The sequence below is a fragment of the Tenacibaculum aquaeponti genome (genome assembly GCF_052084715.1).
In the GTDB taxonomy this organism is placed as follows: domain Bacteria; phylum Bacteroidota; class Bacteroidia; order Flavobacteriales; family Flavobacteriaceae; genus Polaribacter.
On record NZ_CP197288.1, the window covers coordinates 582,980 to 597,847 of the forward strand.

At 30.6% G+C, this 14,868-nt stretch carries 15 protein-coding genes; 2 read left to right on the forward strand and 13 right to left on the reverse strand.

What is annotated here, in order from left to right; all coding sequences use genetic code 11:
- Nucleotides 1-11: 11 nt before the first annotated feature.
- Entirely contained in the window at nucleotides 12-1,241 is a 1,230-nt protein-coding gene (locus ACSIGC_RS02790; protein WP_442266638.1) for a class I SAM-dependent rRNA methyltransferase, read from the reverse strand.
- Nucleotides 1,242-1,384: 143 nt separating this feature from the next.
- Here ACSIGC_RS02790 and ACSIGC_RS02795 point away from each other — a divergent pair, with 143 nt between their 5' ends.
- Nucleotides 1,385-2,602, forward strand: coding sequence for an NADH:flavin oxidoreductase/NADH oxidase family protein (locus tag ACSIGC_RS02795; RefSeq protein WP_442266639.1), 1,218 nt, complete (start codon nucleotides 1,385-1,387; stop codon nucleotides 2,600-2,602).
- A gap of 211 nt (nucleotides 2,603-2,813) precedes the next feature.
- Here ACSIGC_RS02795 and hisIE read toward each other — a convergent pair whose 3' ends face one another.
- The 12 genes from hisIE to hisG form a co-directional block, all read right to left on the reverse strand.
- Nucleotides 2,814-3,401 (reverse strand): bifunctional phosphoribosyl-AMP cyclohydrolase/phosphoribosyl-ATP diphosphatase HisIE, encoded by a 588-nt coding sequence (gene hisIE / locus ACSIGC_RS02800; RefSeq protein WP_442266640.1) that lies wholly within the window; start codon nucleotides 3,399-3,401, stop codon nucleotides 2,814-2,816.
- A gap of 91 nt (nucleotides 3,402-3,492) precedes the next feature.
- Entirely contained in the window at nucleotides 3,493-3,834 is a 342-nt protein-coding gene (locus tag ACSIGC_RS02805) for a cyclic-phosphate processing receiver domain-containing protein (RefSeq protein ID WP_442266641.1), read from the reverse strand.
- Between the two features lie 198 nt (nucleotides 3,835-4,032).
- Nucleotides 4,033-4,788, reverse strand: coding sequence for an imidazole glycerol phosphate synthase subunit HisF (gene hisF / locus ACSIGC_RS02810; protein WP_442266642.1), 756 nt, complete (start codon nucleotides 4,786-4,788; stop codon nucleotides 4,033-4,035).
- Nucleotide 4,789: 1 nt separating this feature from the next.
- Nucleotides 4,790-5,302, reverse strand: a complete 513-nt coding sequence (locus tag ACSIGC_RS02815) for a DinB family protein (RefSeq protein ID WP_442266643.1) — start codon at nucleotides 5,300-5,302, stop codon at nucleotides 4,790-4,792.
- Between the two features lie 4 nt (nucleotides 5,303-5,306).
- Nucleotides 5,307-6,032, reverse strand: coding sequence for a 1-(5-phosphoribosyl)-5-[(5-phosphoribosylamino)methylideneamino]imidazole-4-carboxamide isomerase (hisA, locus tag ACSIGC_RS02820; protein WP_442266644.1), 726 nt, complete (start codon nucleotides 6,030-6,032; stop codon nucleotides 5,307-5,309).
- 134 nt (nucleotides 6,033-6,166) lie between these two features.
- Nucleotides 6,167-6,343, reverse strand: coding sequence for a hypothetical protein (locus ACSIGC_RS02825; RefSeq protein WP_442266645.1), 177 nt, complete (start codon nucleotides 6,341-6,343; stop codon nucleotides 6,167-6,169).
- The gene (locus tag ACSIGC_RS02830; RefSeq protein WP_442266646.1) at nucleotides 6,344-6,619 is read right to left on the reverse strand and encodes a hypothetical protein; all 276 of its coding nucleotides are present in this window, start codon (nucleotides 6,617-6,619) and stop codon (nucleotides 6,344-6,346) included. It lies immediately after the preceding gene.
- Nucleotides 6,620-6,630: 11 nt separating this feature from the next.
- Entirely contained in the window at nucleotides 6,631-7,212 is a 582-nt protein-coding gene (gene hisH / locus ACSIGC_RS02835; protein ID WP_442266647.1) for an imidazole glycerol phosphate synthase subunit HisH, read from the reverse strand.
- Between the two features lie 82 nt (nucleotides 7,213-7,294).
- On the reverse strand, nucleotides 7,295-8,434 hold the full coding sequence (hisB, locus tag ACSIGC_RS02840; protein ID WP_442266648.1) for a bifunctional histidinol-phosphatase/imidazoleglycerol-phosphate dehydratase HisB: 1,140 nt from the start codon (nucleotides 8,432-8,434) through the stop codon (nucleotides 7,295-7,297).
- A 76-nt stretch (nucleotides 8,435-8,510) separates the two neighbouring features.
- Complete coding sequence (gene hisC, locus ACSIGC_RS02845; RefSeq protein WP_442266649.1) at nucleotides 8,511-9,545, reverse strand: histidinol-phosphate transaminase; 1,035 nt, start codon at nucleotides 9,543-9,545, stop codon at nucleotides 8,511-8,513.
- Between the two features lie 72 nt (nucleotides 9,546-9,617).
- Complete coding sequence (gene hisD / locus ACSIGC_RS02850; protein WP_442266650.1) at nucleotides 9,618-10,904, reverse strand: histidinol dehydrogenase; 1,287 nt, start codon at nucleotides 10,902-10,904, stop codon at nucleotides 9,618-9,620.
- A 196-nt stretch (nucleotides 10,905-11,100) separates the two neighbouring features.
- On the reverse strand, nucleotides 11,101-11,958 hold the full coding sequence (gene hisG, locus ACSIGC_RS02855; protein WP_442266651.1) for an ATP phosphoribosyltransferase: 858 nt from the start codon (nucleotides 11,956-11,958) through the stop codon (nucleotides 11,101-11,103).
- 600 nt (nucleotides 11,959-12,558) lie between these two features.
- On the opposite strand from hisG, the gene ACSIGC_RS02860 reads away from it, so the two are divergent.
- Nucleotides 12,559-14,190, forward strand: coding sequence for an ABC-F family ATP-binding cassette domain-containing protein (locus ACSIGC_RS02860; protein ID WP_442266652.1), 1,632 nt, complete (start codon nucleotides 12,559-12,561; stop codon nucleotides 14,188-14,190).
- Nucleotides 14,191-14,868 lie beyond the last annotated feature (678 nt).

Below are 14,868 nucleotides of genomic sequence, written 5' to 3' on the forward strand. Positions count from 1 at the left end.
AATTGTATAAATTAATCTAAAAATTGATAATAGCCACATTTTAAATATGCTCCCTCTGGAAAACCAATAGGATGATCGATATCATGGTAAGTTTTAGCATCTATTTTAAATCTTCTTTTTGATGCTTTTAATGTTTCTTCATTAATACTAAAAAAAGTCTCAGCAACAACTCTAGATGAACAAGAAGCCAAAACTAGCAATCCGTTTTTAGCTGTAAGTTGTACACCTAATTTCGCTAATTGTTTATATTTTTTCTCTGCTAAATCAATTTCTGAAGCTTGTTTTGCAAAACTTGGTGGATCTATAACAACAACATCAAATTTCACATTCTGCTGAATTAACTTTCGTAATTCTTCAAAAGCATCACCAGCTATAGTTTTATGAACTCCAGAATAATCATTCAATTTTCCGTTTTCAATAGCAATCTGTAAAGCCTGTTTACTAATATCTAAACTGGTTACTTCTTTTGCTTGATTATACAATGCATGAACTGAAAATCCGCCAGCATAAGAAAACACATCTAAAACACGTTTTCCTTTACTCAACTCTCCTACTCGTTTTCTATTTGCTCTATGATCTAAAAAATACCCTGTTTTATGTCCTTTAATCACATTTGCGGAAAAGTTTACACTGTGTTCTACGAATTGTACCACCTCATCTTCTAAAACCCCATAAATTACTTCTCCGTCTTTCAGATTATGATTTGGAGATTTCTCAACATTTCTACTTAAACGAATCACAACAGTTTCCGCTTTAGAAACTTGCTGTAAACTTTGTAATATATCTTGTAAAAAAGGTAACCAAATTTCAGAATACAATTTCACCACCAAGACATTAGCATATACATCAGCGATTAAAGATGGAAACCCATCATTTTCACCAAAAATAAGTCGGTAACTATTGGTATTTGTTTCTAATAATTTTTGGCGTTTGTTGTAAGCTGTTTCAATTTTAGTCTTAAAAAACTCAGCATTTATAGTAGCTTTTTCATTTTCATTATGAATAACTTTTATTCGAATTGGTGAATCTGCATCATACAAACCAATTCCAACAACCTTATTTCTTTTCTTACTAAAAATAATAGCTAAATCTCCAGTTTTAGGTTCATTGCTAATCTTTTCAATACTGTTTGAAAATACCCAAGGATGCTTTTTTATTACATGCTGTTCTCCTTTACTAGAAAGTTTTACAGCTAGGTTTTTAGGTTTATAGTTAGATACAATGTGTTCACTAAACTTCATAAATCATTCACTAAAAAATGAACTGCAAAAATAGGTATTCATGAAAACTATTCTCTAAACTTTTTCATTTTATATCTGAGTAATTTAGATGTATTAAGTATTTTTAAGAATTAAGTAAATTACATACTTTTTTAATCGACCCAATGACTATACTACAAGATGCGTTAATACTTCCAAACGGAACCACATTAGCTAATAGAATCGCTAAATCTGCAATGAGTGAAAACTTATCTAATAAAACTCACGAACCAACGCCAATTTTAATAAATGCTTATAAAAAATGGGCAAAAAGCGGTTCTGGATTATTAATTACGGGTAATGTAATGATTGATAGCAAAGCTCTTGGTGAACCTATGAATGTAGTTGTAGAAGACAAACGTCATTTCGAAAAATTACAAAAATGGGCAAATTCTGTACAAGGAACAAACACTCAACTTTGGGTACAAATTAATCATCCTGGGCGACAAGCAATGAATCAAATTAATAGTGTTTTAAAAGCTCCATCTGCAATTCCATTAAAATCTAAAGGAAGGAAAAAAGCAACAACTAAAATTCCAAAAGCCTTAACCCACAATGAAATCCTTGATATTGTTAAACGTTTCGGAACTACTTCAAGAATTTTAAAAGAAGCTGGTTTTGGAGGAGTTCAAATTCATGGTGCACATGGATATTTAGTAAGTCAGTTTTTATCACCTTATGCAAATGTTCGAGAAGATGAATGGGGAGGAAGTTTTGAAAAGAGAGCTAAGTTTGTTTTAGAAGTTTATAAAGAAATTAGAAAACAAGTAGGTGCAGATTTTCCGATTGGAATTAAGTTAAACTCTGCTGATTTTCAAAAAGGCGGATTCAATGAAGAAGATTCAATGAAGGTTATTGAGTTGCTTTCTGAAGCTGGAATTGATTTAATTGAAATTTCTGGAGGAACTTACGAAGCCCCTGCAATGATGATGGGAAATCGTAAGCAAAGTACCAAAGAAAGAGAAGCTTATTTTATTGATTATATCGAAAAAGCAAGAGCTATTACTAAAACTCCATTAATGTTAACTGGAGGATTTAGAACCGTTTCTGTAATGCAAGATGCAATTGCTTCTGAAAAATTAGATGTTGTTGGACTTGCGCGTCCATACTGCTTATTTCCAAATATTGGAAATGAAATTTTAAATGAATCTCGATCAACATTTCCTGTAAATATTAATAAAACAGGAGTAAAAGGAATTGATGGAATGATGAATATTATTTGGTATGAAGCACAAATAAAACGCCTAGGTTTAGGAAAATTACCTAAATTAAAACTAAGCGCTTGGTCTGTATTTTTTAATTACCTCTTTTTAATATTCAAGTTTAAGTTAACGAAGAAGTAAGACAATGATTACGTTACTATTAACCTTTTTAACTTTTACTTGCATTGCTATAGTTTATGCAATAATTGATACTATCTATAGAAAAATAATCCAAGTAAAAAACAGACAAAGGAATTCACCGATATATTGTCTTATTTATTTTTGCTGTCGTAACATCTGTTTTTAGAGATTACTTTTTTCTTTGATTATAGTACTAAATAAATAAAAACTATTAATGCCTGCTTTTTAAAACAGCTTCAATGTCTTTTAAAGTAAATCCTTTAGCTTTTAGTAAAATAATGTAATGGTACATTAAATCTGCAGCTTCATTCGTAAATAACTCATCGTTATTGTCTTTAGCTTCAATTACAACTTCTACGGCTTCTTCACCTACTTTTTGAGCTACTTTATTAATTCCTCTTTTATATAATTTGTTCGTGTAAGAAGATTCAACATTGTTATCAATTCTATCGTGGATAATTTGTTCTAACTCATATAAGAAACCTTTAGGAGTTTCTTCAGCAAAACAAGAGGTATTACCTTTATGACAAGTTGGGCCTTTAGGATCTGCTTTGATTAATACCGTATCATTATCGCAATCGATTTGAATATCTTTTACATGTAAAAAATTCCCACTCGATTCACCTTTGGTCCATAATCTGTTTTTACTTCTACTAAAAAAGGTAACTACTTGTTCTTTTTCAGTTTTTTCAAATGCTTCTTGGTTCATGTATCCTAACATTAAAACTTGTAAAGTATTATTGTTTTGAACCACAACAGGTACTAACCCATCACTGCTTTTAGTAAAATCTATTTTCATTTTTATGTTTTTGCTGTCAGGTCAAGCACAGTTGAGACCTACTGATATATTTATTTAAAATACTACCTCTCGACTGCGCTCGAGTTGACATTTATTTTCTATTTAAAAAATTGATATAATTATTTAATAATCCTCTTATTTGTTCTGCTGCTACTGGATTTGCAGAATGTACTTTATATTTTAATTCTGATAAATCTAATCCAGATTCATATACTAACCACTTTGCAGCAGCATATCCATCTAGAGCAACCTCACCATTTTTATCTAATCCAAGATCATTATCAAAACTGATAAACTTTGGTAATCCTTTTTCTTTTATGTAAGTAACAAACGTTTCGTAAGTTCTTACAATATCATAGTCTTTTTCTTCTGACACATCATAAACCATATCTATGGTTCTAATATCATCTAGAAATAATTTTTTCCTTTTCATTTTTATACTTTTAGTATCTATTTTGTCTTGATACAAAACGAATCAAAAAATCAAGACTTATGATAAAAATTTAAGAAAATACTACGGTATTACCTACCACAGATGAAAAGAACTCACTTCGTTCAAACAGCTTTTCATCTTTTAGTCCACTCTGTTACCTTGATTTTCAAAACTTTTATCAAATGTCATTTTTGTACCTCACAAACGAACTGGAATATTCTGATTTTTTAATTCTTGTTTTAACTCAGGAATTGGAATTTCTCCGAAGTGAAAAACACTAGCTGCTAATGCTGCATCTGACTTTCCTTCTATAAACGTATCTACAAAATGTTGCACAGAACCTGCACCACCAGAAGCGATAATTGGAATATTTAGTTCTTCTGATAACCTTGCTAAGGCTTTATTAGCAAAACCTGCTTTAGTTCCGTCATTATCCATAGAAGTAAATAAGATTTCTCCTGCACCTCTTTCTTCTACTTCTTTAGCCCAATCGAAAAGATTTAATTCTGTAGGAATCGTTCCTCCAGCTAAATGTACTTTCCATTCTCCATCAATTTGTTTTGCATCTATTGCTACAACTACACATTGACTTCCGAACTTTTGAGATAATTCATTTACCAGCTCTGGTCTTTTTACTGCTGATGAATTGATAGAAACTTTATCTGCTCCACATTTTAACAATGCATCTACATGTTCTACAGAAGAAATTCCTCCTCCAACTGTAAATGGAATGTTTACTTGTGCGGCAACTTTTTCTACCATTTCTAAAGTTGTTCCCCTATTTTCTAATGTAGCTGCAATATCTAAAAACACCAATTCGTCTGCTCCTATTTCTGCATATTGTTTAGCTAATACAACTGGATCACCAGCATCTATTAAATTAACGAAATTGACACCTTTTACAGTTCTTCCGTTTTTTATATCTAAACAAGGAATAATTCTTTTTGTTAACATGTTACTGTTTATTTTTTACTGTTAAATCGATACCATCATAAAATCCAAGATCTTTATTTTTTAATTGCTTAATCCAAAATGCAATTTGACCAGTATGATAAGAATAATGTTCTGTAACATGTATTGCTATTCCTATTCCTGAAAAATTAAAACCCTGTACTTTTCTCTTTCTCAAATACTCTTCTTGAGAAGTTTCTAAAATGGTACGTTTTGCTTCTTGTACTGTTGCTGAAAGTTTACTCAATAATTCTGCTTTTGTATATCCTTTTTCTGTAGAAAACTCTAAATCTCTATTTCTTTGATCTTCTTTATTCCCTAGAGAAGCAATGGCATACTGAGTTATATTTCCGCAAAGGTGTAAAATCAAATTACCAATACTATTTGATGATTGATTAAAACGTTTCCATACATCTTCTTCAGAAATTAAAGCCAGAGATTTCATATTCATTCTTGAACTTTCGTCAAGTCTAAAAATGATTTGCTCTTTAAATTCATTAAGTAATTCTTCATTCATAACATTAACTATTTGAAACTATAAAATTTTCTAATTCTTTTAAACTAACTCTATTCTCATAGATAGCCTTACCGATAATTACTCCTTCGCAACCTAGTTCTTTAACCTTATATAAATCATCAATTACTGCAACTCCTCCACTAGCTATTAAATTTACTCTAGTTGTATCAAGGATTTCTTTATAAAGTTTGTTTGATGTACCTGATAACATCCCATCTTTAGCTACATCTGTACAAATTACATTTGTAATGCCTATTTCTACATAATCAACAATAAATTCTACTACGTCAACTACAGAGGTTTCCATCCATCCATGTGTAGCTATTTTACGATTTTTACAATCTGCTCCAAGAATTATTTTGTCAGCGCCATATTCTTTAATCCAATTAATAAACACATCAGGATTTTTAACCGCAATACTTCCTCCTGTTATTTGATTTGCTCCACTTTCAAAAGCTATTTTAGCATCTTCATCAGATTTAAGGCCTCCTCCAAAATCTATTTTTAAATTAGTTTTTACAGCAATTTGTTCTAAGATATTGTAATTAACTATGTGTTTTGATTTAGCTCCATCTAAATCTACTACGTGTAAATATTCGATTCCAGCATCTTGAAATTCCTTAGCAACTTCAACTGGACTTTCATTATATATTTTTTTTGTATCGTAATCGCCTTTTGTTAAACGGACACATTTTCCGTCTATAATATCTATAGCTGGTATAATTCTCATTTTGTTAGTTGTTCTTTAGTTTTAGATTTTTGGCTTTTGGCAGTTAGCTACAAGCCTTCATTTTTATAATTACATGTATTATCTGAATAATATCAAACGATAAATGAAATAAATTAACTCCATCAAATTAGTAATTATAATTCCTTTACTACTTCTCTAATTTTATCAATCAAAAAATTGGTCTCTTCTAAATGATGTTTTTCTAATCTTTTATAACGCTCTTCCCTAGATAGAGATTGATCATCTACATACTTTTTAACTTTAATCCATTTATATGTTTCTAAAATGATTTGTTTCTCTTCTTGTGTCATTTATTTAATTATAAAGGTTATTAAAACGAATAATATTATTAAAATAGGATAACCTGTAATTGAAAAATAATACTGATAATCTTTCTCTTCTTTATTCTTAATTGATGCAATAGTTAGTGAAATACCTGCCAGAAATAATATATCTGCTATAATTGATAAAACCAAGATATTTAAACTATGCGTAAAAAAAGGTAAAAAAGCCACACATATATTGATAATAATGATGTACAATAACAGTTTAAAAGCCCACTTTTTATAATTCATTCTACTTTCCATTCTATTTTAAGTTATAAAGCTAAAAAGTTCTTTAAAATCTTTTCTCCTTCTACTCCACTTTTTTCAGGATGAAATTGCGTTCCGTAGAAATTATCTTTATGTAAAGCTGTTGCATATTTTACTCCGTATTCTGTAGAAGCTATGGCGTATTCACAATCTTCAGCATAAAAACTATGTACTAAGTACATATATTCATCTTCTTTTATGCCTTTGAATAATTCAGATTTTAAATCTGTTATCGTGTTCCATCCCATTTGTGGAACTTTAACTTCGTTAGAAAAACGTTTTATATCGACTTCGAAAATACCTAGACCTTTTGTATCTCCTTCTTCTGAAGAATTACACATTAACTGCATTCCTAAACAAATTCCTAAAACAGGTTGTTTTAAAGTTGGAATCACTTTATCTAATCCGCTTTCTCTTAGTTTTTGCATTGCAGAACTTGCTTCTCCTACACCTGGAAAAATCACTTTGTCTGCATTCTGAATTTCAGCTACGTTATTGGTTAACACAGCATCTACTCCCAAACGTTTAAAAGCAAATTGAATACTTTTTATATTTCCTGCTCCGTAATCTATTATTACTAATTTCATTCTTTTTTAGTATTGAGTAATTAGTATTAAGTATTAAGTTTTCAAAATAGTAAACTTTGTACTCAAAACTTAATACTAGCCACTAAAGTAGCCCTTTAGTACTTGGTAAAAACATTTTATTTGCATCACGCTTAACAGCCATTTTCATCGCCTTAGCAAAAGCTTTAAAAATACCTTCTATCTTGTGATGTTCGTTTACACCTTCGGCTTTAATATTTAAATTACATTTCGCTCCGTCTGTAAATGATTTAAATAAGTGGAAGAACATTTCTGTTGGCATATCTCCTATTTTCTCACGCTTAAACTCAGCATCCCATTCTAACCAGTTTCTTCCTCCAAAATCAACAGCAACTTGCGCCAAACAATCATCCATTGGTAAACAGAAACCGTAACGTTCTATACCTAATTTATTTCCTAAAGCTTTATTGAATAATTCTCCGAAAGCAATCATCGTGTCTTCAATAGTATGATGTTCATCTACTTCTAAATCTCCGTCTACTTTGATGGTTAAATCCATTGCTCCATGACGACCAATTTGATCTAACATGTGATCGAAAAACTTTAATCCTGTATCAATATCATTTTTACCAGAACCATCTAAATTCAGTTTGATATAAATTTTAGTTTCGTTCGTATTTCTTGTAATCTCTGCAACACGATCTTCTAACTTTAAGAACTCGTAAATGGCTGCCCAATCTGTACTTGTTAAAGCAATACAACCGACAATTTCTTGTTTAGAAGCTTCGATTTCATCTGCTCCTAATTCTGGATTCTCAGATAAGTAAATTCCCTTTGCTCCTAAATTTTTCGCTAATTCCATATCCGTAATACGATCACCTAAGACGAAAGAATTCTCTAAATCATATTCTTCAGAAAAATAATGTGTTAATAATCCGGTTCTTGGCTTACGAGTCGGTGCATTTTCATGAGCAAAAGTTTTATCAATTACTACTTCAGAAAATACAACTCCTTCTCTTTCAAAAGCTGTAATCACTTTATTTTGTGCAGGCCAAAATGTATCTTCAGGAAAAGAATCTGTTCCTAATCCATCTTGATTGGTTACCATTACTAATTCGTAATCTAGCTCTTCAGCTATTTTAGCCATGTAACGAAATACTTTAGGATAAAACTCTAATTTTTCTAAACTATCTAATTGATAATCGATTGGTGGTTCTATTACTAAAGTTCCGTCTCTATCTATAAATAATACTTTTTTGCTCACTTTATTTTCGTTTTAAAATGTCAGGTCGAGCAGAGTCGAGATCTTAATAACTTCTCGACTCCGCTCGAAGTGACAATTAACTTAATTCGTTTAATGCTTTAATTAATTTATCGTTTTCCTCAGGTGTTCCTACAGTGATTCTAATACAGTTATGAACTACTTTGTTACGGTTTCTAATAATTACCTTTTTTTGTATTAAAAAATCATACGTTTTATCTGCATTATCTACATTCACTAATAAAAAGTTAGCATCTGTAGGATAAATTTTATTTACAATTTTCAATCCAGCTAATTTCTCTCTCAAATTATCTCGTTCTTGTAAAATTGCTTTAATATTTGCTTGAACTAACTCATATGTGTTTAACGATTCTAAAACAGCTTCTTGATTTAAAACACTTACATTATATGGCGGTTTTACACGTTTGTATAAATCCATTAGTTTTTCATTCATATAAGCCGCTCCAACACGAACTCCTGCTAATCCCCAAGCTTTACTGAATGTCTGACTAACAATTAAATTTTCATAATCGTTAATTTTACTAATAAATGATGCTTGTTCACTAAAATCGATATACGCTTCATCTATAATAACAATGCCATCAAAATTATCTAGAATGTATTCTACATCTTCTATATTGAAAGAATTTCCTGTAGGATTGTTCGGTGAACATACAAAAATGATTTTCACTTTCGGGTCATCTAAATACGGTTGTAACTGATTTAAATTAATCTGATAATCATTAATTAATGGTTGTTTGATTAATTCTACATTATTGATTCCTGCAGAAACATCGTACATTCCGTAAGTTGGTGAGAATGTTAATGCTTTATCAACTCCGGGTTTACAAAAGATTCTGTAAGCTAAATCGATAATTTCATCGCTTCCGTTTCCTATAAAAACTTGACTCGATTCAACGTTTTTGATTTTCGCTAACTTTTCCTTGATTTCCCTTTGATGTGGATCTGGATAACGATTTAATGTTCCGTAAGGATTTTCATTCGCATCTAAAAATACATCTGCAGTTCCTTTAAATTCGTCTCTTGCTGATGAATATGGCGTTAGATTTAAAATGTTTTCTCTAACTATATTTTCTAAATTGATTGTTTTCATTATTTACTTGATATGTCAGATCGAGCGGAGTCGAGATCTAAATAACCTCTCGACTTCGCTCGAGGTGACAATTTAACTTTTAATAGAATTTAATCGTAACGCTACTGCATTTTTGTGCGCTTGTAAACCTTCTGCTTCCGCCATTAATTCAATCGCATTACCAATATTGTTTATTCCTTCTTTAGATAACTTTTGAAAGGTAATTTTCTTTACAAAACTATCTAACGAAACTCCACTATAATTCTTCGCATAACCGTAAGTCGGTAGCGTGTGATTTGTTCCTGAAGCATAATCTCCTGCACTTTCACAACTATAGTTTCCTAAGAACACAGAACCAGCGTTAGTTATTTTATCAATGAAATTATCAGCTTTTTCTGAAGCTATAATTAAGTGTTCTGGGGCGTATTCATTACTAAATTCAATACAGGTATTCATATCAGAAAAATATAATGATCTACTATTTTCTAAAGCTTTTTGAGCAATCTCATTTCTTGGTAATTCTGCTAATTGCTTTCCTACTTCTTTGTTCACTTCTGAAATTATAGTCTCACTATCTGATAATAAAATCACTTGACTGTCTACTCCGTGTTCAGCTTGCGATAATAAATCTGCCGCAACAAAACTAGGATTACAAGTTTCATCTGCTATTACTAAAACTTCACTCGGTCCGGCTGGCATATCTATAGCCACTCCAGATTGTTGCACTAATTCTTTCGCTTTAGTAACATATTGATTTCCTGGTCCGAAAATTTTATATACTTGCGGAATAGTTTCCGTCCCATACGTCATAGCTCCAACTGCTTGTGCTCCTCCAACTTTAAAAATTTGAGTTACACCAACTAAATTCGCTGTGTATAAAATTGCTGGATTAACTTTTCCTTCCTTATTTGATGGTGTACATAACACGATCTCTTTACAACCTGCAACTTTAGCTGGAATAGCTAACATTAAAATCGTTGAGAATAATGGTGCTGTTCCACCAGGAATGTATAAACCAACTTTTTCTATTCCTACAGATTTTCTCCAACATGATACGCCTTTGGTAGTTTCAATTTTTTGTGGAGCTTCCTTCTGAGATTCGTGAAACTTTTCAATATTATTTTTTGCTAAAATAATCGCTTGTTTTAAGTCTTCAGATACTTCATTTACTGCTTCTTTAATTTCTTCTTGATTTACAGTTAAAGAAGTTAATTTCACACCATCAAAACGTTCAGCATATTTGAATAAAGCTGTGTCTTTATTTTCTTTTACATCTTCCAAAATATTAGTCACAACTTCATCTAATGTAGATTTATCAAACTGTGCTCTTTTACACAAGTCTAACCATTCTTTCTGATCTGGATTGTCGTATTGTTTCATGATATTACAATTTGTTAAATTATAATTATATATCTACTCTAAATGTCACTTCGAGTGAAATTATTTGTAATGTAATGAAGAATAATTTTTTATCGAGAAGTTTTCGTTAATCGAATTGTTCTCGATACATATTTTATTACGATAACTCTTCATAAAAAACACTCGAACTGACATCTACTTTTTGTTATTAATATTTTTATTGTACCATATTTTCAATCGGACAAACTAGAATTCCTTCAGCTCCTGCTTCACGTAATTCATCAATTACATCCCAAAAATCGTTCTTATTAATTACTGAGTGAACAGAACTCCATCCTTCTTGTGCTAATGGTAAAATAGTAGGACTACGCATTCCTGGTAAAATCTTAGTAATAGTTTCTAACTTATCGTTCGGTGCATTTAATAACACGTACTTATTCTCTCTACCTTTTAAAACTGATTGTAATCTGAACTGAATTTTTTTTAAAATTGCTTCATTTTCTTCAGAAAGTTTTGGCGACTTTACTAAAACAGCTTCCGATTTTAATAAAACTTCAATCTCTTTTAAATTGTTTTTGAATAATGTGCTTCCACTAGATACAATATCACAAATCGCATCTGCTAAACCAATATTTGGTGCAATTTCAACAGATCCGTTAATAATGTGTAAATTAGCTGTAATTCCTTCTTTTTCTAAGAATTTCTCTACAGTTTTTGGATATGAAGTAGCAATACGTTTACCAGCTAATTCCTTTAAACTAGAAATTTCTGATGTTTTAGGTACTGCTATAGAAACTTTACATTTCGAAAAACCTAATTTTTCAACTACTTCGATACTTTCTCCTTTCTCTAGAATTAAATTTTCTCCAATAATAGCAATATCTACAACGCCATCTCTTAAATATTGCGGAATATCACCATTGCGTAAAAAGAATACCTCTAAAGGAAAATTTCTAGCTGATGCTTTTAGTTGATCTTTCCCATTATCGATAGAAATACCTATTGCCTTTAAAAGTTTAAGGGATTCTTCATTTAATCTACCTGATTTTTGAACTGCTAATCTTAATTTACTCATTGTTATTTTGTGTTGCTGTTTGAGTAAATCTTTAGACTCTTGAAAGTTTTATAAACTAAAAAAATCCGTTTGACTTACTCAAACGGATTTTAATTTTATGATTGTTATTACATACATATCACTATCAATTCGCCTGAGTGCAAATATGATGATGATGATGATGTAATTGAATAAAAGTCATTATAATTATTTTTCTGTTGCAAATTTATAAGATATTTTTTAAATCAACCAAAAAAAAGTTCGTAATGTTTTTTATTAAACAATTTACATCGAAATGTTTGATTTTATAACCTAAAAAATTAATTAAAAAATAAACAGTACGATTTTTAATCTCTATTTATGTTGGGTTCAATATGATTAAAAGATGTTAGTTCGAGTATCCCGATGGATATTGAGATGTATCGAGAACTAACTTAGAACCAAAATTGCCTTTCTCGATACGATTTTCTATCGAAAATCACTAGAACTGACAATTTTGACACCATATATTCTTATACAGAACTCACCTTATTTATAGAAATAATTAGTCATATTTTCTACTAAAATTAAAAGATCTACAATTCTAAAATCATTATTTTCGCGACATTATAAAATAACACTATGATATCAGTAGATCAATTAACAGTTGAATTTAACGGAAGTGCTTTATTTAGCGATGTTTCTTTTGTGATTAATGAAAATGACAAAATCGCTTTAATGGGTAAAAATGGAGCAGGAAAATCTACCATGATGAAGATTATTGCAGGATTAACTTCTCCTACAAAAGGAGGAATTCGTTGTTCTAAAGATACAGTGATTGCTTACCTTCCTCAGCATTTATTGATTGAAGATAATTGTACTGTAAAAGAAGAAACTTCAAAAGCATTTAAATCAGTTTTTGATATGAAAGCTGAAATGGATGATTTAAATAAGCAATTAGAAACGCGTACCGATTACGAATCTGAAGCGTATATGAAAATCATAGAACGTGTTTCGGATTTAGGTGAGAAATACTATGCTTTAGAAGAGATTAATTATGAAGCTGAAGTTGAAAAAGCTTTAAAAGGTTTAGGTTTTAAACCTGAAGATTTCGACAGAGCAACTTCTGAGTTTAGTGGTGGTTGGCGAATGCGTATTGAATTGGCTAAAATCTTATTACAAAAACCTGATTTAATTCTACTAGATGAGCCTACTAACCATGTTGATATTGAATCTGTAATTTGGTTAGAAAACTTCTTATTAAACAAAGCTAAAGCTGTTGTAGTCATTTCTCACGACAAAGCGTTTATTGATAATATTACTAATCGTACTATAGAAGTTACAATGGGAACAATTCACGATTATAAAGCAAATTATTCTCATTATTTAGAATTACGAAAAGAACGTAGAGCACATCAATTAAAGGCTTACGAAGAACAACAAAAGTTTATTGCAGAAACCAAAGCATTTATTGAGCGATTTAAAGGAACCTACTCTAAAACCAATCAGGTGGCTTCTCGTGAGCGAATGTTAGAAAAATTAGTTCCTGTAGAGATTGATGAAGTAGATACTTCTGCTTTAAAATTACGCTTTCCTCCTTCTCCAAGATCTGGTGATTATCCGGTTAAAGTTAGTGAATTGACAAAAGCGTATGGTGATCATGTCGTTTTTAAAGAAGCTAGTTTTGCCATTGCTCGTGGTGAAAAAGTATCTTTTGTGGGTAGAAATGGTGAAGGAAAATCTACCATGATTAAAGCTATAATGGGCGAAATTGATTTTGAAGGTGAAGGTGGATTAGGTCATAATGCTAAAGTTGGCTATTTTGCTCAGAATCAAGCTTCGTTATTAGATCCTGAATTAACGATTTTCCAAACGGTTGATGAAGTTGCCGAAGGTGATATTCGTACGCAGATTAAAAATATTTTAGGTCGTTTTATGTTTAGCGGAGACGATTTAGAAAAGAAAGTAAAAGTACTTTCTGGGGGTGAAAGAACGCGTTTGGCGATGGTTAAATTATTATTGGAGCCTGTGAACTTATTAATTTTAGATGAGCCTACAAATCACTTAGATTTAAAATCGAAAGATGTGATTAAAGAAGCCTTATTGGATTACGACGGAACTTTAATTTTGGTTTCTCACGATCGTGATTTCCTACAAGGTTTATCTCAAAAAGTTTTTGAATTTAAAGATCAACGTGTGATTGAGCATTTTGAAACTATTGATGCTTTCTTAGAGCGTAATAACATCAAGGCTTTAAAAGAGATTGATTTGTAAAAATGAATCTCTTTTCTGTGATTTCGACAGTCTAAATCACCATACTTAAAACTAATTTAAGTTTTCTTTTAGTAAAAGCGAAGGGAAACGTAAAAATCTATTAATATAACTTTCGAACATTTTGAATAAAATTCTGTCAATTCGAGTGGTTTTTCGCAATTAAATGAAGAAAAAATGTATCGAGAATAAGAATTTTAACTTCGAAATTGTTCTCGAAACGCTTTTTATATCTCAAAAGCACTACCATCGACATTTTTTAAAACACTAAAAAATAATAATTTATATCAATATGTAAATAACCTATATTTCCTCTCCTTTTCCTTGATGCAAAGGAGTAAAAATCAAGACTGAAAATGATAAGAATTTAAAAATACTAAGGTATCAACAACCACAGATGAAAAGAACTCCCTAAAGCTCATACAGCTTTTCATCTTTCGGCTAACCTTCTACCTTGATTTTTTTAAAATTCTTATCAATAGGTTAAGCTTTAATCTCAGTTAGAGAATTAATTTTTTTCGATCACTATAAATCGAACATTTATTTTACAGTGAAGTAATCTATATACCTGCGAATAAATTATTTCTTTCCATAGATTTTGCGCAGGAAACACAATAAAAAAGATTTGAAAAAAAACTTATTTTTAATTGCTTTTGTATTGTTCTCAATTAATTAATGTCA